This is a genomic window from Paenibacillus alkalitolerans, from assembly GCF_016482785.1.
In the GTDB taxonomy this organism is placed as follows: domain Bacteria; phylum Bacillota; class Bacilli; order Paenibacillales; family YIM-B00363; genus Paenibacillus_AE; species Paenibacillus_AE alkalitolerans.
On the sequence record NZ_JAEMXM010000016.1, the window covers coordinates 1 to 23,723 of the forward strand.

A 23,723-nucleotide genomic window follows, 5' to 3' on the forward strand; every position below is an offset into this window, starting at 1 on the left:
GCAATTCACTATAACACTCCAAAATTAAGGGGCCGGACCGTAAACTGTTGTTTGGACCACACCTTATGAACAATCGGCTACCATAATTAAAATAGTCATTAAATAAAACAGGGAAAATGAGCAGTGAAGAGACAAAATATGAACATATTATTGTCATAACGCAGGTACAACAGTGACACATTAGTTCAATTGCGGCAAGAATACGATATGGCATGGCCGGCAGCCGGAAGGCTGCTTTTTCTTTTTAACCTTTAATAACGGACTATCCTTGCGCCATACAATGGTTATGAAGTTACTCAAAATGTAAGGTCAGACTTCGAAAGGAGGATGACATGAGAAAGATACGGATCGGGGCAGGGCAAGGCTTTTACGGCGACTCGATATGGCCGGCAATCGAAACGGCGAAAAGAGGGGACGTCCAATATATGTGTTTCGATGCCCTTGCCGAGTTGACGCTCGCCATTTTGCAAAAAGACCGACAGAAAGATCCGGAAAAAGGTTACGCCGGGGACATCACCCGGACAATGCGGGAACTGCTCCCTTATGTAAAAGAAAAGGGAATAAAGATTTTGACGAATGCCGGGGGAATGAATCCGCTTGGAGCGCTTCGGGAGGTACGGAGAGCCGCAGCGGATCTCGGCATTCAAGGGCTTAAACTGGCGGTGGTAACGGGAGATGACGTTGCAGACCGGCTATCCGAATGGAAGAGGCAAGGAATTCCGCTTGATCACTTAGAGGACGGAAGAAGTATTGAATCCGTTATGGAGCGGCTCGTTTTTGCGAATGCCTATTTAGGTGCAGGACCTGTTGTGGAAGCGCTTCAACACGGAGCCGACGTCGTCATAACGGGACGAACGACCGATTCGGCTCTGTTCCTTGCTCCGCTCGTTCACGAATTCGGTTGGGGAGCGGAGAACTGGAACAGACTGGCTCAAGGCATACTTATGGGTCATCTAATGGAATGCTCAGGGCAGTCTACAGGAGGCAATTTCAGCGGCAGCTGGCAATCCGTCGAAAATTTGGACAGCATCGGCTTCCCGGTGGCGGAAGTTCAAGAAGACGGAGAGTTTATCATTACTAAGACGGAAGGAACGGGCGGACTCGTTTCAGTAGATACGGTAAAGGAGCAGCTGCTTTATGAGATTCATGACCCGTCCGCTTATGTCACTCCGGATGTGGTGCTAGATTTGACCGAAGTTCAATTACGCGATGCCGGCCAGAACCGGGTACGCGTAACAGGCGCCTCCGGAAGTAAGCGGCCCGATCGGCTGAAAGTCGTCATGGGGTATGCGGACGGGTGGCTCGGGCAGGCGATCTGGGGCTATTCATGGCCTGACGCTTTGGAGAAGGCAAAAGCCGCAGACGGCATTATACGCAAGCAAATACAGCGGGCAGGCTTACAGTTTGACGAAATCCGTACCGACTACCTCGGTTACAACTCTTTGCACGGACCGCTCGCGAAACCGCCGGCGGAAGAGCCCAACGAAGTGTACTTGCGCATTGCCATGCGCTCCGGCAGGCGGGAAGAAGCGGAAAAGCTCGGCAGACTCGTTCCTCCGCTTATGCTCAGCGGCCCCCCCGCGATGAGCGGATTCCTGGGGATCATGAAGCCGCGCGAGCTGCTTGGCATGTGGTCGTGTCTCGTTCCGCGGCAAATCGTTGAGAGCGAAGTTCAGGTCAGCGTTCTGGAGGTGTAGCTCATGGCGCGAATTCAGCTTCGGCACGTGGCCCAAGCGCGCTCCGGCGACAAGGGGAACACGGTGAACATCGCGGTGTTCGCTTCCGATCGGGCCGCGTTTGAGGTGCTCTTGAGAGAAGTCACGGCCGAGAAAGTGCGGAGGCATTTTGAAGGGTTGGTGGATGGAGAAGTAACGCGTTATGTAGTCCCGAACGTACACGCAATGAATTTTGTCTGCAAGAATGCATTGGGTGGCGGGGGTTCTGCAACGATGAGAATGGATAATCTCGGGAAGTGTTATGCGTCCAATTTATTGCGTATGGAAATCGAGGTCGATGACAACGGGAGTCTCTCCAAGTCATAAGCAGAGAGGTCGTGGGCGAATGGATTTCGATTTAACCGCGGAACAAACGATGATCAGAGACTTGATTCGCGATTTTGCGGAGTCGGAGGTTGCACCGGGTGCGGTTGAAAGAGACCGGACGGGCGCCTTTCCCGAGGACATATTCGTGAAGCTGGCAAAGCTCGGGCTTATGGGGCTTCCTTTCCCCGAACAATACGGGGGCGGCGGGGCGGATACGATAAGCTTCGCGATTGTCGTCGAAGAGTTGAGCCGGGTGTGCGCATCTACCGGCATCACGTACTCCGCTCACATTTCTTTAGGGGGTGCTCCCCTTCAATTATTTGGGACAGACGAGCAAAAGGCGGCATACTTATCACCGTTGTGCGAAGGTCAATATTTGGGCGCTTTCGGTTTGACCGAGCCGGATGCCGGATCCGATGCGGGCGGAACCCGGACAACCGCCGTCCGCAGTGGGGATCAATGGGTGATTTCGGGGACCAAATGTTTTATAACCAATGCGAGTTACGCCCGGAATGTCGTTCTGACCGCGGTCACGGACCGATCCAAGGGAACAAGCGGAATTAGCTCCTTTATCGTGCCCACGGATGCGCCCGGTTTTACCGTATTTAACAATTATGAAAAAATGGGACTTCATGCATCAAATACAACGGAGCTAGTGCTCGATCAAGTGTCCGTACCCGGTGAAAATTTGTTGGGCGTCGAAGGCAACGGCTATAAACAGTTTCTTGCCGTCCTTGACGGAGGAAGAATCGGTATCGGTGCGATGGCCGTCGGCATCGCCCAAGGCGCATTCGAGAAATCGCTCCGGTATGCGAAGCAAAGAAAGCAATTCGGAAGAGCGATATCAACATTCCAGGCGATACAATTCAAGCTTGCGGATATGGCGACGAATATCGAGTTGGCGCGCAATATGGTATATAAAGCGGCATGGCTCAAAGATCAAGGCAGAAAGTTTAAGAAGGAAGCCGCCATGGCCAAGCTGTTCGCTTCCGAGATGTGTATGAAAGTTTGCGACCAGGCCGTTCAAATTCACGGCGGCTACGGATATATGAAAGAGTATGAGGTGGAACGCTGCTTGCGTGACGCGAAGCTTTTGGAAATAGGAGAAGGCACGTCGGAGATACAGCGGATTGTGATTGCCGGTCAAATCGGATGTTAATCGCCGCCCGGTATGAAAAAGGGGAGGTGCGGGCATATGTCCAATGAATTCGAATCGGGGGAGGGCATTTTGCATGAGCGGATCGAACGGATCAAGAAGGGAGGCTCCCCCAAATATCATGAAAAAAATGCGGAGCAGGGAAAGCTGTTTGTCCGCGACCGGTTGAAGCTGTTATTCGATCCCGGTTTCGAGCTTGAGGATGCGTTATTCGCCAACTGCATGGAACGAGACTTGCCTGCCGACGGGGTAATAACGGCCATAGGAAAAATACACGGAAAGCCGGTATGCGTCATTGCGAACGACTCCACGGTGAAAGCGGGATCGTGGGGAGCGCGGACAGTGGAGAAAATGATTCGCATGCAGGAATCCGCCGATAAAATGCGGGTTCCGCTCATTTATCTGGTAGATTCGGCTGGAGCGCGGATTACCGATCAGGCTGAGATGTATCCGGGACGGCGCGGTGCGGGGAGAATCTTTTACAATCAGGTGAAGCTGTCGGGGAAAATCCCGCAGGTTTGCATATTGTTCGGTCCTTCCGCGGCGGGAGGAGCCTATATTCCCGCGTTTTGCGACATCGTCATTATGGTCGACGGAAATGCCTCGATGTATCTCGGATCCCCGCGAATCGTGGAAATCGTAACGGGCGAGAAAGCGACGTTGGAGCAATTGGGCGGCGCAAGGATGCACTGCTCCGTGTCCGGGTGCGGAGACGTGCTGGCGGACAATGAAGAAGAAGCGATTGCTCTGGCGAGGGAGTATCTCGCCTACTTTCCAGCCAATTTCAGTGAAAAGCCTCCCGTACGGGAACCAAAACCGCCTGAGGATTTCGAAAAAACGCCGGAAGAAATTATCCCGGACAATCAATATGCTCCTTTCGATATGTACGATCTGATTGAACGTATTATTGACAAAGATTCGTTCTTCGAAATAAAGAAGCTATTCGCCAAAGAACTCATTACCGGATTGGCGCGGTTGGCGGGCATGCCGGTAGGAGTCGTCGCCAATCAACCGCGGGTGAAGGGAGGAATCTTATTTATTGATTCTGCCGATAAAGCCGCGAAGTTTATCAGCTTGTGCGACGCCTTTCACATTCCGCTTCTGTTTTTGGCCGACGTTCCCGGCTTTATGGTCGGAACGAGCGTCGAACAGGCCGGAATTATTCGTCATGGGGCGAAGATGATTTCAGCGGTGTCGGAAGCGACGGTGACGAAAGTATCCGTTATCGTCCGCAAAGCGTATGGAGCCGGTCTTTACGCGATGGCCGGACCTGCGTTCGAGCCCGATTGCTGCCTGGCTTTGCCTACGGCGCAAATTGCCGTGATGGGACCGGAAGCGGCGGTAAATGCGGTATATTCGAATAAAATTGCCGAGCTGCCGGCGGCGCAAAGGGCAAATTTCATTTCAAGCAAACGCGAGGAGTACAGTAAAGATATAGATCTGTACCGTCTTGCTTCAAATATGGTGATCGACGGTATTGTTCCCGCCAATTCATTGCGCTCCGAATTAATTAAACGCTTTGAGGCGTATTCGTCGAAAAGCGTTGCAAACTCACAGCGAAAGCATCCGGTATATCCGGTATGAATGACAAGCGGGGTGAAACGATGAGGAAGCCGGTACTTTGGGAGAAGCATGGGCATATCGGATACATCCGCCTCAATCGCCCTGACGTTATGAATGCGCTTAATTACGACATGCTTGCCGCTCTCGGCGAAATAATTGGGAACATGGAGCAGTATCGCGGCGATATTCGTGCGGTGATTGTGGGAGGCGAAGGGAGGGCATTCTGCGCAGGCGCGGATTTAAAGGAGCGGGCATTGCTCAAAGAGCGGCAGGTGCTCCGCAACGTAAACAAAACCAAGGAGGTGTTTACCGCCATTGAACGGCTCCCACAGCCCACGATTGCGGCGATCAACGGCTACGCGCTCGGAGGAGGGCTGGAGCTTGCATTGTCGTGCGACTTCCGTTATGCGGTGCGCGAGGCGAAATTGGGACTTACGGAGGTTGGTTTGGGCATAATTCCCGGCGCGGGAGGGACACAACGATTGCCGCGTCTCATCGGACCGTCGAAAGCGAAGGAGCTGATTTTGACCGGACGGAAAATCAGTGCGGAACGGGCGTTAGCTTTAGGAGTCTTGAACGGTGTTGCCGGGGACCGGCAGCAGCTGCAGGAGCTGTGCGAAGCATTGGCCGTTGATATTGCCACCAATGCTCCGTTGGCTGTTTACCAAGCAAAATTAGCGATCGACAGAGGAATGAACACTGATCTGCAAACGGGATTGGAGATCGAAGCCGAAGCTTATGAAGCGATTATATCGACAAAAGACCGGCTGGAGGCGCTCAAAGCGTTCCGTGAAAAACGCGCTCCTCGTTTTACCGGAGAATAAATTATATAGGTACAAATACCTGAATCGAAAGGTTCAGGTTGTTTTTTGCGCGCGCGTAATGAGGGTCAATCAAACGAGGTTACTGGCGGATTTTGTCGAATACGGATGGTAGAACTGACAAATTACCGTTTAAGGGGACATCTTGGATGGGATTATAAATTGGATCGACGTTATGAGACATTCGCACCATTTGGAATTCGATATCGCTGTCATATTGTTCTTTACATTCGCATCCGCATTACTTACATACTATTTAATAAACAGACATGTCCGAATATCGAACCAATTAAAGCACCTGGAGTATCGATACAGTTCGTTGATCCACAGCACGTTCGATGTTGTCGCGGAGTTGGACCCGTCGGGGAATATTTTGAACGTAAAGGACAAGCTGTTGGGATTGACGAAGGAGCAGGAAGGCGTTAGCTTCTTTGATATTGTTTGCAAAGTCGACCGCAAACGGGTCAAGACCGCCATTGCGGAAATGATCGCCGCAAAGTCCGCCGGCAAAATTCAATTTCGTGTCATGCATGAGGACGGCAGACGCATTTACGTGGAGGCGTACGGCTCCACTGTGTTAGATACGAACGGCGAGGTGGCGGCCGTCGTGTTGGTTTGCCGCGATTGTACCGAGAAGAAAAGAGCCGAAACGGCGTTGAAGGAGAGCGAGGATCGTTACCGGCGGCTCGTCGAATTGTCCCCCCAACCGATAGGCATGTTTAAAGACGGGGAGTTTTACATTAATCCGGCCGGACTCAACGTACTGCGAGCGAATGGGCCCGAGGATTTAAGAGGGATAACGGTATTCGATTTCTTCAGCCCCGAACATTGGAAAGAAATTGAAGAATGGATTCGATTTATCGATCTCAACGGTTACTTGCCGCTTGCGGAACTCCCCTTCCTTCTATGGGACGGAAGCATCGGCTATATGGAAACTTCGGGCGTATACGATCCGCAATCGCAGACGTTTCACTTTGTCTTCAACGAGGTAACCGCGCGCAAACGTGCGGAATCGGCGCTTAAAGAAAGCGAGGCGCGTCTTCGTGAAAGCAAAGAATGCTATTATCAGCTGCAATCGAGCCTTGATTCCTTCTCCAGGGACTTGTTCGGTGTACTCAGCATTACCGAAATAAGGAACAGACTCGTGCACGAAGTGAGGAGGGTGCTGGATACCACTCATGTAAGTGTTGTCGTAAAAAGCGGATCCGGCTATAGCGAAGGGGATTTCGACACGGAGTATGCCGGCCATTTCATCGAACAGTTCGAATACGGGCAGTCCTTCGAAACAATAATCGAGAATAATTTCGGACATCTGATATTTATCGGGAGAATCAAAGGGGAGAACGTGTTCCTGTGCATCTCCGGAAGGGATGATCTGCTCCAGTTGGAACCTTATCGGGTATGGCTGAAGACCATCGCCCGGTACGTAAGCGTTCTGTATGATAACTTTCGAGTCATTGAGGACCTAAGCGCCGAGCTGCTGCACCGCACGTCTAATGCGACCGCTCCGCCATGGTTGCTGCGCCTCTTCTTTAATATGACGGAGGACGAGCGGAAACGTCTTGCCTCGGATTTGCACGATACGGCGCTGCAGGAACAAATAATCTGGTACCGCAAGCTGGATTCTATCGCCTTAAACCCGGGATTGCGTGAGCATCGCGAGGAGCTGCAGAGGATTGCGGAAGGGCTTCTTGACGTTATTTATCAAATCCGGTTGATTTGTTATGAATTGCGTCCCCCCTTTCTTAAAGAAATGGGAATTGTGGCCGCGCTTGCCAAGCTGTATGAAGACACTCAGCTGCGGTCGGATTTTGCGATCGTTTTCAATTCGGAACAATTCCAAGAACACAGCCTGCAGGACGATTTGTTAATGTGCATTTACCGTATTAACCAAGAACTGTTGGCGAACGCCGCCAAACATGCGCAAGCCAGCAGGGTGGATATTCAGCTTTTATCCGAATGCGGTCAAGTGTGTTTGTTTTATCGCGATAACGGTATCGGGTTTGACTTGCCGCAGCTTACAGCGGAATCGAGAGGGATGGGCATCTATGGCATAAAGGAAAGGGTTCGGAGCTTGGAGGGGGACATCCGTATGGAGTCTTCCCCGTATTCCGGATTGTCCGTATTCATTTCCTTGCCGGTAGCATCAAGTTTATCAAACTGACAACAAGGAGCGTTGCAACTATGAAAAAGATATTGCTTGTTGACGACCACCCTTCCGTTATGGAAGGCACTAAGATCATGCTGGAGAAGGACCATGACAACATCGTTACGCTTTGCTGTTCGGGGAAGGAAGCGATCGAATTGGCCGTCGCACAGTCATTCGATATTATGCTGTTTGATTTGAACATGCCGGAAATGAGCGGAATCGAGCTTACGCGGAAAGTGCTGGGTTTGTTACCGGATTCCATAATAATAATATATACGGGATACGACATCGCTCCGCATTTCAACATGCTGATTGAGGCGGGGGTAACCGGATTCATCTCCAAGACGTTAACCGAGGAACAGCTGCTCAACGCCGTTCGGTGCGCTGCGCGCAAAGAAGCGATTATTCCGCTGCCTCTGCTCCAGGAGTTGAGGAGAGTGAGTCCTTCGCCTCAGGCGGTAACCGAGAGGAGTTCCGGCACTGTTATGCTGAGCGACAAAGATAAGGCCATCTTGTTTGAGGTCGCGAAGGGGAAAAGCAATCGAGAAATCGCCGAAGAGCTTTTCGTCAGCCAACGGTCGCTTGAATACTGCTTAACGCAATTGTTCCAAAAACTCGGAGTCCGTTCACGAGTTGAGGCTGTCATGAAGTCCAGACAGCTCGGTCTTTTGGTCGGATAGTAGGCCAATAGTTTCAATCCTTATTTACTGCCTGCATTTGATGCGGGCTATTTTTTTTTTTTTGATTCATTCAACAAATTCCTGCAATACCCCGCAAAAATATTGCGCGATTCCGAAACGAGATTGCGGTTACAGATGAGTAGAAATCAATTATGATTTTATATATAAGGACTATTGGAATAGGATAAAAGTCTTGGGGCATTTTTTTGAAAGAGAGGTGAGCGCTTACATGACGGAGAGCATCAAGCGGGAGCCGATGTTTGAGATGTTTCTTTATGAATCGTTCCAGCTTATCGAACAGCTGGAACAAACCGTACTCGACATCGAACGTTCGGGTCATTTGGCTGCGGATCAGATCAACCTCATATTTCGAATCATGCATACGATCAAAGGCTCGGCAGCCGTAATGATGTACAACCAGATATCGGACTTGGCTCATTACACGGAGGATTTATTCCATTACCTGCGGGATAATGCATCAACCGGCGTCGATCACACGCAGCTTGTCGATCTCGTTCTTAGCGTATCGGATTCGATGAAAAGCGAGCTTCAAAAAATTGACCGGAGAGAAGCCGCGAAAGGCAATTTTGAAGAGCTGATTCAAGACATTAAATCTTTCATCTCCCGTCTGAAGCAAGATGTCCAAGATGACGCTCCCGAGCCGGCTGAGCGGCATCAAATTTGTTTGAATGTGCCTGTTGAAAGCGCACGGTCATGCGGATCGAACGGATTTGAGGCGAGGCTGAAATTTATGGAAGACTGCGGGATGGAAAATATCCGCTGTTACTCGGTCATCCATAATTTAAAGGAAATTGCCGAGATTCATTCGTATGTGCCGGAAGACATCATCGTGAATCACGAAAGCAGTACGGAATTTATCAAGGCGAACGGGTTCACGATCCGGTTCTCCTCCGAGCAGGGCTATAACGAGCTGTTGGACTTTTTCTCAGGAACGAGCTTCATCAGTCAAGTAGGTTTGGTCGAGCAAGAACAGCAGGCGGAGACGGCGGACATAGAAGAACGGGATCTGTCGATTGCGGAAACCAACTCATCCCCGGGCACGACTAAACAGAATCATTTTATTAGCGTGAATGTGGAGAAGATGGACAAGCTGATGGATTTGGTAGGCGAGCTCGTCATCTCCGAAGCGATGGTTACCGAGCACCCCGAGTTGAAAGGAATTCAATTGGAGCGGTTCACCAAAGCGGCCAGGCAATTGCGAAAGATCACAGGCGAGCTCCAAGATGTCGTCATGACCATCCGGATGGTCCCCTTATCGGCAACGTTCCAGAAGATGAACCGGATTGTGCGGGACATGTCCAAAAAGCTGGACAAAGAAGTACAGCTCAATATCGCCGGACAAGAGACGGAAGTCGACAAGAGCATTATCGAGCAGCTGTCCGATCCGCTCATGCACATGATCCGCAATTGCATTGATCACGGCATCGAAACCGCAGACGAGCGGAGATCGGCTGGAAAGCCGGGAACCGGAACAGTCTGGTTGGAAGCGAAAAACGCCGGCGGCGAAGTATGGATTACGATTCGGGATGACGGCCGGGGATTGGATAAAGATAAAATTTTGCAAAAAGCAAAGGCGGCGGGCCTGTTGTTAAAGTCCGAGACCGACTACACCGACCGGGAAATTTACTCCATGATATTCTTGCCCGGCTTCTCGACCAAAGAAGCGGTTACTGAATTTTCCGGCCGGGGCGTCGGGATGGATGTCGTCAACCGGAACATTCAAGCGCTGGGAGGCACGGTCCACGTTGAAAGCAGCCCGGGCAGAGGCACGACGACCATTGTCAAAATACCGTTAACTCTTGCGATTATCGACGGGATGACGGTTAAAGTCGGCGATTCCCGTTTCACGGTTCCGACCGTTTCGATCCGGGAGTCGTTCCGGGTTTCGAAAGATGAGGTGATCCGCGATCCGGAAGGCAACGAGATGATCTTGATCCGGGGAACGTGTTACAAAATAGTCCGCATGTACGAACGGTACCGGCTTCAAACGAGGGTCACGGATTTGGAGAAGGGCATTGTGCTCATGGTGGAGTATGAGGAGCTGGCCGTGTGCATTTTTGCCGACGAATTGTTAGGAAAGCAGCAGGTCGTCGTAAAATCGCTGCCTCCCGTTCTGAAGAAAATCGGAGGCATCTCCGGATGTACGCTGCTGGGAGACGGAAGCATCAGTCTTATCTTGGATATATCCGATTTATTAATGAAAACCGATTGAGAAAGGAGACGTCTTGTATGTCCAACATGATGGAAGACAGAACCGAGTTTGAGGAAGATACGCAAAAAGGCAAATTCCTTACGTTCTCGCTCGATCAAGAGGATTACGGCATTGAGATCAAATACGTGACGGAAATCATAAACATGCAGCCGATCACGATCGTTCCGGAAGTGCCCGTTTACATGAAAGGCATTATCAATCTCCGCGGAACGATAATCCCCGTAATGGACGTTCGTCTGCGGTTTCAGAAGGAACCTCGGAATTACAACGACAGAACGTGCATCATCGTCATCCATTTCGAGGATATATCCATAGGCCTCATCGTGGACAGCGTATCGGAGGTGTTGAACATTCCGGACAACGATATCGTCGATCCTCCCCAGATGAACCAGACGAACCAGCGTTATATTCGGGGAATTGGGAAAGTAAACCAGCGCGTAAAACTGCTGCTTGACTGCTCGAAGCTGATACGCGACGAAGAATTGCAGCAGCTCAAAAATATATAATCCAATGACTAGAGGTGGATCGCCATGGCATGGTTCAAAAACATGAAAATCGGCACGAAATTGATTACGTCTTTCGTCTTTATCGCATGTATTGCCGGAGTAATAGGCGTGATGGGCTTTACCGCCATATCCGAAATCGACGAGAGGAGCCAATCGCTCAGCAAAAATTATACGAATCCGATCACGGAGATGGGCTTATGGCTGGAAGGGTTCAACAGCATCAGGATCGCGAGCCGGGACGTTGTTTTTCTTGTAGACGACCATGAATATCAGGCGAAGCGGGCCGAACGGATCAAAGAGCTTCAGCAGGAAATGGAACCACTCCTTGCGGAATATGAAAAAGGGATCAACAGCGATGAAGAACGGGCCAAGTTCGATTCGATGATCAACTCGTATCACAATGAGTTTCTTCCGCTGATCGACCGAATCGTCGCATTGGGACTTGCCGACAAAATGGAGGAAGCAACGCGGGTTCTTTACGACGAATCATCGGAAGTAACATCGGCGATTAACGATGCGGGCTTGGAACTGATGCAGATGAACGCCCGTTCGGGTAAGGTAGCGGCGGACGAAAATACGGCGGTTGCAAATCGAGCGGTTATCGTCATGATCAGCTTGGCCGCCGCCGGAATGCTTATCGCTATCGCCCTGGGAATGTATATCGCCCGCATTATCAGCAAGCCGATCGATACGCTTGTTCAAGCTTCCCGTAAAATTGCGGACGGCGACATGAACGTGACTATCGACATAAAGTCGAAGGACGAGATCGGAGTTCTCGCGCAAGCGTTCACCGCAATGACCGAGAGTATGAACGAGGTGCTGCATAACATCAATAATGCGGCGGAACAGGTCGCTTCCGGTTCCCGCCAAGTGTCCGAGGCAAGCCAAACGCTCTCCCAAGGCTCTACGGAACAAGCTTCATCCATTCAGCAGCTTACTTCTTCAATGGAACAGATTGCGGCGCAAACGAAGCAGAACGCTGTCAGCGCGGATCAAGCGAATCAGTTGGCTAAGACAGCCAGTACGGATGCGGAGCAAGGAAACAGCCAGATGAAAGAGATGTTGACGGCTATGGAGGATATTAACGAAGCATCCGGCAATATTTCGAAGATTATTAAGGTGATTGACGAAATCGCATTCCAAACGAACATTTTGGCGCTGAATGCGGCGGTGGAAGCGGCAAGAGCCGGCCAGCACGGCAAAGGCTTCGCGGTCGTTGCGGAAGAAGTGCGTAATTTGGCGGCGAGAAGCGCCAATGCGGCCAAAGAAACGACGGTTCTGATCGAAGGTTCGATAAAGAAAGTCGAAGCCGGAACGAAGATAGCTCACGAAACGGCCGCCGCGCTGAATAAAATAGTGGACGGCGTCAATCATGCGGCTTCACTGGTAGGCACAATCGCCAGCGCTTCCAACGAGCAAGCGGTAGGCATAACGCAAGCGAATCAAGGCATTTCTCAAGTTTCGGATGTCATTCAAGCAAACTCGGCCACATCGGAAGAGTGCGCGGCGGCGAGCGAGCAGCTGTCGGCTCAATCCGATCAGCTTAAAGAGATGGTTGCCAGATTCCGGTTGAAGCGCTTGAAAGAGACGGCATTACGGTCCGCCGATTCGTTCTCCGAGCAAAGCCGGCCGATACGGGCTTCGATCGCTCCGATTGTTGCGCGTGCCGAAGCGGCTGCTGCAACAGGCGGCAAAGTAAAAATCCAACTGGACGATAACGGCTTCGGCAAATATGAATAACGGGACGGAGAGCCGCAAGGCTCTCCTATCCTTCAATGCGAGGTGCATGCGATGTTCACTATTTCGGACCAAGAGTACCGTCAGTTGTCGGCGTTTATAGAGAAGCATACAGGCATACATCTCGGGCCGAGAAAAAAGTCGCTCGTTCAAAGCAGACTGCAGCAGACGTTAGAAAAGAGGAAGCTTGAGACGTTCGACCAGTATTATGTGTTCCTGACGAACGATTCGACTGGAGCCGCAATGAAGGAACTCACGGAAAAGCTTACGACGAACCACACCTACTTTATGAGAGAGCGCGATCATTTCGCATATTTACAGCACCATGTGCTCCCTTACTTGGAAAAGTCGGTGTCATCAAAAGATTTAAGGATATGGAGCGCCGGCTGCTCCTACGGACAAGAGCCCTATACGATCGCTATGATTCTTGATGACTATTTTGGCGCGAATAAATTCGCTTGGGACACGAAAGTGCTCGCAACCGACATCTCTCCGCGCGTGATCGAAGAGGCAAAGCTGGGAGTTTACAAGAACGAGGACGTGCTGCAGCTTCCCGAACGGTGGAGATCGAAACATTTTCAAGCTTATGACGGGGAAAGAACGGCCGTCAAGCAGCACATCAAGCAGGAGGTATTGTATCGCCCTTTGAACTTGATACATCCGTTTCCGTTTCGCCAACCGTTTCACGTGATCTTTTGCCGCAATGTAATGATTTATTTCGACGAGCATGTCAGGGCGGATTTGTTGCGGCGCTTTTATAACAGCTTATTGCCCGGCGGTTATTTGTTCATAGGACATTCGGAATCGCTTCAGCGCGAAGAGACGTCTTTCCGGTACGTCATGCCCGCCGTGTATCGAAAGTGAGGTGTTTCCCGTGCGGAAATGGAAAGTGCTCGTGGTGGACGATTCCGCCGTATTTCGCCATGCGGTCGTTCAAGCGATGGAGAACCATCCGTTGATCGAAGTCGTCGCAGCGGCTTCGGACCCTTACGAGGCGCGAGACCGAATCATTGAAACGGAACCGGAAGTCCTCGTGCTCGATGTGGAGATGCCCCGGATGAACGGGATCGTGTTCTTGAAGAAGCTTCTTCCCCAGTACCCTGTCCCCGTAATCGTAATGAGCTCTACCGCAGAGCACGTGTTTGAAGCGCTGGAGTGCGGTGCCGTAGACTTTATCGCGAAACCGAACGCAAGAAACGGTGTAGACGTTCCGACGTTCATGCGCGAGCTCCAAAGTAAGATTCGAGTTGCCGCGCGGGCGCGCATATCTCCGCATTCAGCGCCGCAGTCCCAGCACGGCCATTCGAAAGAACAGCCGCAACCGGCGCAAACCCACATCCAAGTGATCGCGATCGGCGCCTCGACGGGAGGGACGGAAGCGATCTTATCCGTTATTAAACAATTGCCCCCGCAAAGTCCGGGTATCGTCGTAGTTCAGCACATGCCTCCCGGGTTTACAAAGTCATACGCAGACCGGTTGAACAAGATTACGGCTTTTGAGGTGAAGGAAGCGGTGACCGGGGATGCGGTCGTTCAGGGCAAGGTGCTTGTTGCGCCCGGGAATATGCAGATGAAGGTCGTCAAAAGCGGGGCCAAGTTCCACGTTGAATGCTTTGAAGGTCCGAAAGTAAGCGGACACTGTCCCTCCGTCGACGTATTGTTCGATTCGGTCGCTCAATGCGGCGGAAGCCGCTCGATCGGCGTGCTGTTGACGGGAATGGGCAGCGACGGCGCGCATGGCTTGTTGAATATGAGAAAGCGCGGAGCCAGGACGATCGGTCAAGACGAATCGTCGTCAGTTGTGTACGGTATGCCTAAAGTCGCATACGAAATCGGAGCGGTGGAGAAGCAGCTGACGCTGCAGCAAATTCCGTCTGCCGTTAAACACTTAATATGGAGCTGATATCATACCAAAACAGACAGAACACGATGTAAAATAAGACGGATTCACGAATGTGGGGTATGGCGTAATATGCTTACTGACGATTCGGTTGCTAGAATTATTGATCAGGAATGGAGTTTGCTTGTGATCGGCGCTGACGGTCGGATTCAAAACATCAGCGCGAGCTTGTTGGCAATGCTCGGATATGAACGAAACGAAGTCATAGGCCGGCAGTACGCTTTCGTTATTTATCAAAAAATGACATCGGCATTGCTGCTCGAAATTCGTCAAAATCTCATCGACAACGGAAAGTGGACGGGCGAAATGAAAATCAAAGCCAAATCCGGCGATTGGATTTGGACGGACTGCACGATTTGCCTTATGGATGACGCCGATCCCGGCGTTTCCCGCTGGTTGGTTTGGGTAGTGGACATATCCAGGAAGAAAGAATTGGAGCAGCAAGTGTTTATGGCAGGCTGCTATGACGAACTCACTTCTCTTCCGAACCGCTCTTATTTCCAATACCGGTTGTCGATTGAAGTGAACAAAGCGAAGCATAATCCGGAACGAAAATTGCTGCTCGTGCTGATCGATCTGGATCATTTCAAGGTAATTAACGACTCGCTCGGGCATCATTATGGAGACGAAGTGATGAAAACGGTCGCCCAAAGAATTCGGAGCAGCTCCGATGAATCGGTGCTCGTCGCCAGAATGAGCGGAAACCAGTTCGCGCTCTTGTTCAAATCTATGATCAAGCAGGAGTTTATGCCGAAAGTCCGAATCGTGTTAGACGGCATCGTCGAACCGGTCCGAATTCATCATCATGAATTGTCCGTCACCGCGAGCGCCGGCGCCGCATATTACCCCGACGATTCGCATGACTCGGGCAGCTTGTTTAAGAATGCGGAATTGGCGCTGTTTCAAGCGAAGGAACATGGGAGAAACAGAATTTTAAGCTATGACAAAGAAATGAATGCCGCCGCCATGCGAAGGCTTCTGCTGCCGAGTTATCTCCGGCGTGCGTTGGAGCGAAAGGAATTCGTCTTGTATTATCAGCCGAAGCTTCGATTGAGCGATTCGGCCGTATACGGAATGGAAGCGCTAATTCGTTGGGATTCGCCGAATTTGGGACGGGTCTCGCCGCAGGAGTTTATCCCATTGGCGGAGGAGCTCGGGTTGATCGGGAAAATCGGTGAATGGGTGCTTCAAACGGCTTGCGGCCAAAATAAGCGCTGGCAGACGGAAGGATACGAACCGCTCTGCGTGAGCGTGAACGTATCGGGCAAACAATTTCAACAGAAAGATTTGGACCGCACTATTTCAGCGGTTCTTCACGAGACGGGGCTCGACCCGCAGTGGCTGGAGCTGGAGCTGACGGAAAGCAGTGTCATGTTATATCCGAGAGAATCGGCGGAAGCGTTGAATAAACTGAAAGAAATCGGCGTGTCCGTTTCGGTGGACGATTTCGGAACAGGGTTTTCGTCGCTCAATTACCTCTCGATATTTCCGTTAAACACTCTGAAAATCGATAAATCGTTTATTAACGATTTGAGCGGCAACGAAAAGAACGCCACGCTTGTCCAAGCGATAATCGATCTCGGACACAAACTAGGTCTAAATATAGTCGCCGAAGGGGTCGAAACGCCGGAGCAGCTGGAAATGCTGCTGTCGTTCGGGTGCGATGCCGTACAAGGGTATTACTTGGGTCATCCGATAGCCGGCGATGAATTTAAGAAGAAGTATTTGAGGTGACTTACTTGACAATCGGACAGCCGCTATGATTTTATCGATGCCGCTACACTCGCATGCTATCATGAATAAATCACCAAATCATTGCGCTTGGAAATATGGCGAAAAAAAACTTGTTTGCTGGTTTCTGCGGCGGTCTTCTTGCTGGTTTTCTTTTGTTCCGGCGCGTATGCGCGCGGACTTCAACCGGCGGCTTCCAAAGGAGTGTTGGATGCAAGCGAATGGGATTTTCAGAGCCAAGGAATCATCCGGCTCGACGGGGAATGGGAATTTTATTGGCAGCGGTTGCTGGAGCCCGATTCGATCAGGACCGGTCACGCCGGTATTCACAGCGTCGCGACATCCTACCGGCTATGGATCAACGGCAAACCGGCGGCCTCCAATGGAACGGTGGGAATGAACCGGCAGCAGTCGGAGCCGAAAACGTATTCCCGAGTGATCTTTTTCCAACCTGACAGCGACGGAATCGAATTGGTGATGCAGGTTGCCAATTTTGCACAGCGAAAGGGCGGACTATGGACAAGCATTGAGTTCGGTAACCAAGCGGACATGGGGCTGCACAGGGAGAGGAGCATTGCGATCGACCTGTTTGCTTTCAGTGCGCTTTTCGTTTTGGGAATATATCAAATTGCGCTGTTCGCCTTGCGCAAGAAGGATAAGCTTAGCCTGGTGCTTGGCTTGTTCTGCGTGCTGTTTTCATTTCGCCACATCTTATTAGGCAATACGCTGCTAGTCCGGTTTTTCCCTGAAATCGATTGGGAGTTCGCGGCCAAACTCGAATACTTGCCTCCGTTTATCGGCGTACCGCTTCTATCGGTTTATGCGTACCTGCTCTACCCGAATGAAGTGAACCGCAAGGTTCTTGTTCCCATTGTTTCGACTGGAGTATTGCTTACAGCCTCCGTCATAATTTTCCCTGCTCGCGTTTATACACACATTATGGCGCCCTATTATCAGTTGTTTGTCGTTGCCGTCATCGCTTATTTGATATACGCGTTCGGCCTGGCGGTCATTCGCGACAGGGAAGGGGCGAGGATTAACGCTGTCGGTCTGCTGGTCGTTTTTGCAGCCGCCATAAACGATATTCTATACTCCAACCACCTGATCTCCTCCGTCTATCTCTCCCAGTTCGGGTTATTGTTCGTTGTGTTTAATCAAACCTTGCTGGTCGCTTTAAAGTTTTCCAAAGCGTTCGCCAAAATTGAAAACTTGTCGACGGAATTGCAGCAGGCGAATGCAGGACTGGAGCAGAAGGTGAGGGAACGAACCGAGGAGCTGGAGCATATAAACCGCGAGCTTGCTGCGGCGAATGAAAAATTGCAGCTGGCAGAGCACTCGAGACGTCAGCTCATAGCGAACATCTCGCATGAGCTCGGCACGCCGATGACGACGATCCAAGGATACGCGAAAGCGATCTTGGACGGATTGATCCCGTCGAATGACCGGAAAACGTTCAGTATGATTTACCAAAAAGTACTATTCGTAAACAAAATGATTCAAGATTTGTTCGAATTGTCCAAGCTCGAGCCGTTCCTCGGCTACTATTATTGGAGACGTATATGGGCAATGAACCTCAGCGCGACGATATCGTTGTTCTTGGGTTTGGGCCGCCCATTTCAGCCATTTCTTAAAACAGAAACCCGAGGGAGCGCCGCTGCGCCGCCTCGGGTTTCTGTTGCTGTTTATGACTGCTCACTGCGTGTCAGTTGATGGCTTTGTTCCTGCATGTATGCAGAAATAATATGTAAGGAATCCATGAAATCGATCAATTCCTGAGTCGATTTTTGCCGCAGCTCCGAGGTCCACTCCAGCGAAATCACTTCCCCGACGATGTTGTCCAATACAGAGCGGGTCTCATACTGTGTTTTCATTGCCAATCCCTCCAAGATAGATGATAGAAATGAATTGATGATCAAGAAGGGAAGAAACATAAACAGCCTCCCCTTCATTGCCAAAAGGGAGGCTGACTGTAAATCTCCTCATACTTTCGGCAGCTGGCTGACATAGTGAATGGCACTTTAGTCCCTGTAGCTTTGCGTCGCTGATTTTCATCAGTTTTGCCGTTATCGAGACCGGGAGCGATTTCCCAGTGAAATCAGTATATCATTAGTCCCGACAAAAATCGAGCATATGGGACAATTTTCTCATTACGTTTTTAAGTTTTTTAAAAAATATTCCCATGGGCGAACAATCGGCGGATTTCAAGCGACTACACAGTTAACTCGACAGGATCGACCCTGGCGGAAATTGCTGCCGAGTTCGGTTCTGTTTTTTTGCGGAACTATGATACTGCTCGCGACGTATTACTAAATGACTATTATTTAATGAGGTGAAGTATGGAGAACGCAAATATCGGCCGATCAAGAGAGCCCAATCCTTTACCGCAAGGACTTGGCAAATGGATCGGGTACGGACTGGTTGGAGCGATTGTTTTGGGGTTAGCTTTCACGACGTTTTATACGGTTCAAGAGCATGAGAAGGCGGCGATTCTTACATTCGGTAAATATACCGGCGAGACGGAGGCGGGGCTGCATTTTAAACTGCCTTATCCAATACAACAAGTCGTGAAAGTGCCGGCAAATAAAACGCAGCGGATTCACATAGGATACCGGGAGGAGAACGGGCAAACCGTTTCGGTTGACGAGGAAGCGCTTATGATCACGGGGGACGAAAATATCGTTTCCGCGGATGCCGTAGTCGAGTGGCGAATCAGTAATGTACGAAATTATTTGTACAACATTGACGAACCGGAACAGTTTCTGCGCAATTCCGCCAGCGCTTCGATCCGGTCGATCATCGGGTCGACCCCGTTGGATTATGCAATTACGGAAGGTAAAACCGAGATACAAGGGAAAGTGAAAGAGCGGTTGATTGAAATACAGTCATTATATGAGACTGGGATACAGATTGTGGATATCAAGTTTCAGGATATCGAACCTCCGGAAGGGGAGGTTCAAGACGCATTTAAAGATGTGACCAACGCCCGTGAAGAGAAAAATACGAAAATCAACGAAGCGGCGAAATACGAAAACGATCTGATCCCGAAGGCGCGAGGTGATGCGCAGGCAATGATCGAAAGAGCGGAGTCCGAGAAAAAGGCGAGAGTTTTAAATGCGAAAGGCGATGTGGCAAAGTTTAACGCCGTTTATGAAGAGTACGCAAAGAACAAAGAAGTGACGAAGAAGCGGCTCATTTTAGAAACTTTGGAACAAGTGCTCCCCGGGGCGAACATTGTGGTTACGGACGGTTCGGGTGAAACGCTGAAGTACTTGCCGGTCAACGAGCTGTTTAAATCTCAGTCGAAGGATCCGAAGGGAGGCGCGGCGCAGTGAATTTGAAAACGAAATTAATCGGCGGCGTTATCGCGGTCGCGGCCATGATCTTCCTCTTCGGTTCGGTATTTATTGTTCGCGAGGGCGAATACAAAGTGGTGTTAAAATTCGGCGAAGCGGTTCGAATTCAGGATACGCCAGGCATGTCTTTTAAAATACCTTTTGTGGAAAGCGTTACGAGCCTCCCGAAGTACCAAATGATTTACGACAGCAATCCGACACCGATATTGACGAAGGATAAGAAACCGATACAAGTCGATAACTATGCGGTTTGGAAAATAACCGATCCTGAAAGCTTCCTTCGTACCGCGCAAACGGTGAAGAGCGGGGAGGAGCGTATCGATGCGGCGGTGTACAATACGGTTCGCAGGAAATTATCCGAAATCGAGTACGGGGACATCATCAGTGAAAACCCGAAGCGCGGTAATCTTAATGAACAAATTACGGAAGAAGTGGCCGGTTTGCTGATGCGGGACAATTACGGCATTGAAATTGTCGATGTCCGGATCAAGCGGACGGATTTGCCGGACAGCAACAAACAAAGCGTGTTCAAGAGAATGATATCCGACCGTCAAGCGATAGCGGCACGCTATTTGTCCGAGGGCGACGAGGAGAGCAAGAAAGTTCGCGCGAAGGCGGACCGTTCGGCCAAAGAACTGATGGCCGAGGCGGAGTCGAAAGCGAAGATGATCGTTGCGGAGGGCGAGCGTGAGGCTGCGCGCATTTACAACGAATCGTACGGGAAAGATCCGGAATTTTATGAGTTGTACAGGACGCTCGAAAGCTACAAAACAACGTTGCACGGCGAACCGGTCATCATGTTCCCGATCGACTCGCCTTATACAAGTATTCTGTTAGGAGAATAATCGCAGTGGCCGATGCAGCGGACATTTTGTCCGTTGCATCGGTGATTTTAAAGGCGGCTACTGGCCCTTCGTCCGTGCGAGGAATCCCCAAAGGTTGGAGGAATGTAGACTGCGGACGCTAGATAATCGCTACGCTTTATGGCCGTGATGCTTTCTTCCAAAGCTCCTCCAGCTCAGGAAGCAGAAGGACGTCTTCCTGTTCGTTAGGATCGGTGCGGGCAATAATAGCAGTGCTTGATTCCGAATCGCTCGGATTGTAAGGCATGTGGGGCATACCTTCAGGAATGTACAGAAAGTCTCCCGCTTCCAGCTCCATATGCTGCTCTAGCTTCTCGCCATACCACATTGCGCCTTTACCTTGAAGCATATAGATTGCGGTCGTTTCAACTGCCGTGAATGATTTCAATGTACGGGAAATGTGAAATTGTAATATTTATTAAAAATTATTATTTTTGATGATTTTTCCGGAAATTAAGTATAAAATAAAAATGTGATGGGAACAGTTGTTCTAAGCGGAATGGGAGAGGCACCCGGATGCGGATCGGACAGGGAGGAAAGCAATAGTGGGGAAACAAGCTTCATCAAGCGTGATCATAATGAATGAACGAGATTCTGAAATAGACGGATTGCTTGAATATATTCATCAACATATTTATGAACCGCTTCCGCTCAATCGGCTAGCCAGCCTTGCTTCCTACAGTCCTTATCATTTCGCACGGATTTTTAAAGAACGGACCGGCCTGCCGCCGTTGTATTATATTTCCTCGCTTCGTCTGCAGAAAGCGAAGGATTTGTTGCTGCGAACGAATTTGAGCGTTCGCGATATCGCATTGGAGATCGGACAACAAAGTTTGGGTACTTTCACTACCCGATTTACGGAACGGGTAGGCGTCACGCCATCGCAGTTCCGCGATTCGGCGCCGCTTGCAGACAACTACTTGCGGTCCTTAAGAAGGCTGGACAATTGGATTACATCGTATGCTTTTGCAAATCAGCACGCGACAATTAAAGGTACCGTGCAAGCTGAGACACATTTTGAGGGAATCGCATTAGTCGGCTTGTTCGGAAAACCGATACCCGAAGGACTTCCCATATACGGAACACTTGCGCCGACTCCGGGAACTTTTTGTTTTTCCGGCGTTAGACCGGGCATTTACTACCTGATGGCGACATCCGTGTCCTGGGGGATGCAGACGATGGATTTTCTGCTTCCGCACTCGACGCTGCGGGCTAAATTTGCGGAGCCGATCGTAGTAGGTCCACAGTCATCCAATCCGCACGATCTGCAGGTAATACTTCGCGCCCCGCGGCTGGACGATCCTCCGATCCTTATTTCCATTCCGCTGTTGATGAAAACTTATTTGAATAAGGTTGTTAAAATAGCAATCGATAAGAAATGACTTCATCAGCGGCATGTTAATATATATAAGGATTCACCCTTAGAGAAGAAAGGAAGAATAAAGAAATGTTAGACACGGAGAGAAATTCCAATGCTGCAACGGTTACATCAGACATTAAGAAGAGCGTGCTATGGATCTATTTCGTCCTCTTCTTTGCCGTACTGAACGAATCGGTATTCAACGTTTCAACTCCAAGCATTGCCGCTCAGTTCGGGCTCGATGAGTCCGGCGTAAGCTGGGTGGTCACAATCTTTTTTATTCTCATCGGCTTGGGGATGCCCGTTTTCGGAAAGCTTTCCGATATTTTCAGCGTTAAAAAACTGATAATAATCGGAATCCTTCTTTACAGCTTCGGATCCATACTGGGGTTTGTCTTGCAAAATTGGTTTCCCGGTGTCATTATAGCCAGAGCTTTTCAAGGGGCAGGCTGCGCGGCGATTCCGGCACTCGTGTTTGTCATGGTCGCCAGGTACTTTTCGGCGGAAGAGCGCGGCAAAATGTTCGGCATCATCACATCTACGGTATCTTTCGCGATCGGAATCGGTCCGGTGCTTGGCGGTTACATCGCCTCATTTCATTGGTCCTACTTGTTCCTCGTTCCTCTGCCCATCCTTGTGGCAATTCCTTTTTTCCTAAAGTATTTGCCGATAGAGCAGCGCAGGGAGGGTAAATTGGATATTGTCGGAACGGTGCTGTTAGGCATTTTGGTGTCGATGCTGGTCTTGTTTACGACTGAGGAGAACTGGCTGTATTTGCCTGTAGCATTAATAGCCCTTGTCCTGTTCATCGTTCAAATCCGCCATGCGAAGGAGCCGTTCGTAGATCCGTCGCTTTTCGCAAATTCGCTGTACCGAAGCGGGATCATTATCGGCTTTCTTACTTTCGGCACGGTGATGTCCATCATGTTTGTGCTGCCGCTCATGTTAAATAATATGTACGGTCTAACCACGGAGCAAATTGGGCTTATTATGTTCCCGGGCGCATTCAGCGCAGTCATATTCGGAAGGGTTGCCGGCAATCTCACGGTGAAAAGAGGAAGCCATTTCGTCATTTATCTCGGGCTGGCTTTGCTTGCGATTAGTCTACTGCTGCAATCTTCGTCGATAGGACTATGGGTGTGGTACATCGGGATTGCCTTAATTATGATGTACATCGGATTTTCCTTCATGCAGACAGCGTTGGCGGAAAGCGTGACGCAAATATTGCCTGGACACCAAATCGGCGTCGGAATGGGATTTTTTAATATGGTTTCGACCATTTCCGGAGCGGTTGTAACGGCTTTGGTCGCCAAAGCGATGGAGCAACGAGTGTTCGCATTCCCGCTTCATCCCGTCCTCACTGACTCGCGGGCATACATGTACGGAAATCTAATACTAATATTAAGCTTGGTTGTGTTAGCGTCAGGTCTATTGTATTTCTTAACCTTCGGCAAAAAAGCGCCGCAGCCGATTAACGAAGCGGCTTAACGCTCGAAGCTGAATAAGGAGCTCACCATTTAACATGGGTGGGCTCCTTTTTCTTGTTTGGTGGAATCGAAAAAAGGCAACAATGAGTGACTAGATGCAAACAAGGAGGAGGATTAGCGTGTTCTTCAGGTCGTCGTTCAA

The 23,723-nt window shown here is 50.2% G+C and carries 20 protein-coding genes and 1 riboswitch; of the genes, 18 read left to right on the plus strand and 2 right to left on the minus strand.

What is annotated here, in order from left to right; translation table 11 throughout:
• The first annotated feature begins 332 nt into the window (after window positions 1-332).
• The 14 genes from JET16_RS20700 to JET16_RS20765 all read left to right on the plus strand — a co-directional run bounded on the left by JET16_RS20700 (window position 333) and on the right by JET16_RS20765 (window position 18,228).
• Window positions 333-1,697: an acyclic terpene utilization AtuA family protein gene (locus JET16_RS20700; protein WP_199619924.1), complete on the plus strand. Its 1,365-nt coding sequence runs from the start codon at window positions 333-335 to the stop codon at window positions 1,695-1,697.
• Between the two features lie 3 nt (window positions 1,698-1,700).
• Window positions 1,701-2,042, plus strand: coding sequence for an AtuA-related protein (locus tag JET16_RS20705; protein WP_199619927.1), 342 nt, complete (start codon window positions 1,701-1,703; stop codon window positions 2,040-2,042).
• Between the two features lie 19 nt (window positions 2,043-2,061).
• Window positions 2,062-3,201 (plus strand): acyl-CoA dehydrogenase, encoded by a 1,140-nt coding sequence (locus tag JET16_RS20710; RefSeq protein WP_199619928.1) that lies wholly within the window; start codon window positions 2,062-2,064, stop codon window positions 3,199-3,201.
• Window positions 3,202-3,237: 36 nt separating this feature from the next.
• On the plus strand, window positions 3,238-4,782 hold the full coding sequence (locus JET16_RS20715) for an acyl-CoA carboxylase subunit beta (RefSeq protein ID WP_199619929.1): 1,545 nt from the start codon (window positions 3,238-3,240) through the stop codon (window positions 4,780-4,782).
• Window positions 4,783-4,802: 20 nt separating this feature from the next.
• Window positions 4,803-5,585 (plus strand): enoyl-CoA hydratase-related protein, encoded by a 783-nt coding sequence (locus JET16_RS20720; protein ID WP_199619930.1) that lies wholly within the window; start codon window positions 4,803-4,805, stop codon window positions 5,583-5,585.
• A gap of 142 nt (window positions 5,586-5,727) precedes the next feature.
• Window positions 5,728-7,746, plus strand: coding sequence for a PAS domain-containing sensor histidine kinase (locus JET16_RS20725; RefSeq protein WP_199619931.1), 2,019 nt, complete (start codon window positions 5,728-5,730; stop codon window positions 7,744-7,746).
• A gap of 20 nt (window positions 7,747-7,766) precedes the next feature.
• Window positions 7,767-8,411 (plus strand): response regulator transcription factor, encoded by a 645-nt coding sequence (locus JET16_RS20730; RefSeq protein WP_199619932.1) that lies wholly within the window; start codon window positions 7,767-7,769, stop codon window positions 8,409-8,411.
• A gap of 229 nt (window positions 8,412-8,640) precedes the next feature.
• The gene (locus JET16_RS20735; protein WP_199619933.1) at window positions 8,641-10,644 is read left to right on the plus strand and encodes a chemotaxis protein CheA; all 2,004 of its coding nucleotides are present in this window, start codon (window positions 8,641-8,643) and stop codon (window positions 10,642-10,644) included.
• Between the two features lie 17 nt (window positions 10,645-10,661).
• Window positions 10,662-11,150, plus strand: coding sequence for a chemotaxis protein CheW (locus JET16_RS20740; RefSeq protein ID WP_199619936.1), 489 nt, complete (start codon window positions 10,662-10,664; stop codon window positions 11,148-11,150).
• Window positions 11,151-11,174: 24 nt separating this feature from the next.
• Complete coding sequence (locus tag JET16_RS20745) at window positions 11,175-12,890, plus strand: methyl-accepting chemotaxis protein (protein ID WP_199619938.1); 1,716 nt, start codon at window positions 11,175-11,177, stop codon at window positions 12,888-12,890.
• Window positions 12,891-12,941: 51 nt separating this feature from the next.
• Window positions 12,942-13,751 (plus strand): CheR family methyltransferase, encoded by an 810-nt coding sequence (locus JET16_RS20750; protein WP_199619941.1) that lies wholly within the window; start codon window positions 12,942-12,944, stop codon window positions 13,749-13,751.
• 10 nt (window positions 13,752-13,761) lie between these two features.
• Window positions 13,762-14,790, plus strand: coding sequence for a protein-glutamate methylesterase/protein-glutamine glutaminase (locus JET16_RS20755; RefSeq protein ID WP_199619943.1), 1,029 nt, complete (start codon window positions 13,762-13,764; stop codon window positions 14,788-14,790).
• 69 nt (window positions 14,791-14,859) lie between these two features.
• The gene (locus JET16_RS20760) at window positions 14,860-16,521 is read left to right on the plus strand and encodes a putative bifunctional diguanylate cyclase/phosphodiesterase (protein ID WP_199619945.1); all 1,662 of its coding nucleotides are present in this window, start codon (window positions 14,860-14,862) and stop codon (window positions 16,519-16,521) included.
• A gap of 114 nt (window positions 16,522-16,635) precedes the next feature.
• On the plus strand, window positions 16,636-18,228 hold the full coding sequence (locus JET16_RS20765; RefSeq protein WP_199619947.1) for a 7TM diverse intracellular signaling domain-containing protein: 1,593 nt from the start codon (window positions 16,636-16,638) through the stop codon (window positions 18,226-18,228).
• On the opposite strand, the gene JET16_RS20770 is transcribed toward JET16_RS20765, so the two are convergent.
• The gene (locus tag JET16_RS20770; RefSeq protein WP_199619949.1) at window positions 18,201-18,389 is read right to left on the minus strand and encodes a hypothetical protein; all 189 of its coding nucleotides are present in this window, start codon (window positions 18,387-18,389) and stop codon (window positions 18,201-18,203) included. The genes JET16_RS20765 and JET16_RS20770 overlap by 28 nt on opposite strands.
• 115 nt (window positions 18,390-18,504) lie before the next feature.
• Window positions 18,505-18,590, minus strand: a riboswitch (cyclic di-GMP riboswitch).
• Between the two features lie 264 nt (window positions 18,591-18,854).
• Here JET16_RS20770 and hflK point away from each other — a divergent pair.
• On the plus strand, window positions 18,855-19,850 hold the full coding sequence (hflK, locus tag JET16_RS20775) for an FtsH protease activity modulator HflK (protein ID WP_199619953.1): 996 nt from the start codon (window positions 18,855-18,857) through the stop codon (window positions 19,848-19,850).
• Window positions 19,847-20,716 carry a protease modulator HflC gene (gene hflC / locus JET16_RS20780; RefSeq protein ID WP_325176746.1) on the plus strand — a complete coding sequence of 290 codons (870 nt, stop codon included), beginning with the start codon at window positions 19,847-19,849 and terminating at the stop codon, window positions 20,714-20,716. Before hflK ends, hflC begins: the two co-directional genes overlap by 4 nt.
• A 136-nt stretch (window positions 20,717-20,852) precedes the next feature.
• Here the strand turns inward: hflC and JET16_RS20785 are convergent, their stop codons facing one another.
• Window positions 20,853-21,122 carry a cupin domain-containing protein gene (locus tag JET16_RS20785; RefSeq protein ID WP_267908733.1) on the minus strand — a complete coding sequence of 90 codons (270 nt, stop codon included), beginning with the start codon at window positions 21,120-21,122 and terminating at the stop codon, window positions 20,853-20,855.
• 190 nt (window positions 21,123-21,312) lie between these two features.
• Between JET16_RS20785 and JET16_RS20790 the strand changes: the two genes are divergently transcribed.
• Both JET16_RS20790 and JET16_RS20795 read left to right on the plus strand, forming a co-directional pair.
• Window positions 21,313-22,116 carry a helix-turn-helix domain-containing protein gene (locus JET16_RS20790; protein WP_199620173.1) on the plus strand — a complete coding sequence of 268 codons (804 nt, stop codon included), beginning with the start codon at window positions 21,313-21,315 and terminating at the stop codon, window positions 22,114-22,116.
• Window positions 22,117-22,181: 65 nt separating this feature from the next.
• Complete coding sequence (locus tag JET16_RS20795) at window positions 22,182-23,582, plus strand: MFS transporter (protein WP_199619959.1); 1,401 nt, start codon at window positions 22,182-22,184, stop codon at window positions 23,580-23,582.
• Window positions 23,583-23,723: the final 141 nt, after the last annotated feature.